The sequence below is a fragment of the Paenibacillus sp. 01T422 genome, from assembly GCF_056398785.1.
In genome coordinates, this window is the sequence record NZ_JBFTQB010001541.1 from 1 (window position 1) to 596 (window position 596).

1 protein-coding gene is annotated in these 596 nt (G+C 36.1%); it reads left to right on the forward strand.

The window, feature by feature from the left end; genetic code table 11:
• Positions 1-267, forward strand: a 267-nt coding sequence (locus AC1DUA_RS40060) for a hypothetical protein (RefSeq protein ID WP_477504939.1), incomplete at its 5' end; no start/stop codon positions are given.
• Between the last annotated feature and the right edge of the window lie 329 nt (positions 268-596).

Sequence of the window (596 nt, forward strand, 5' to 3'; positions counted from 1 at the left end):
GAGTATATTCGAACAGATGAATTTATTCCAAATAGTGAGATCGGAAAAAGGGTTGGAGTCATAAAAAGGGTAGGCCTTTGGAAAGAACATCTTGAAGGTGACAGTACATATTTTCCTACTGGAGATCCAATTTTTGAAGTTCTTGGTCAAGAACCAAGTACTTATATAGCAATTGGTGAGCTTTCTACCAAAGCAAGGGGAGGGGAAGTTTATCGTTATGTAAAGCTTATTAATAAAGAAATGGTGAAGAGAGAAAGTGTCAAATAGTTATCGGAGGTATCCCTCATTTTAAGTTTCAGTAAAAACCATACTTTTATTATTGGTTTTTCTATTTTTAACCCATTCGTCAGAGTTCCTCTCCAATCTATAAGCCAGATACCTAAACCCATCATTTATCCTCCAACATTATTGGAGCTAAAGTGGGGTATTAAATAGTTCAAAAACATCGGCGTAATGCAGCAATGATAAATATGGGCATTAAGCTAACGAAGAAACTTTAGTTTAACAACTAAAGCAAGAGCAGGTGCCGCGGTACCTACTTTGCCAATAGAGCTCATTTAGTAAATAAATACATAAATCCCCACTGCTTAAATGGC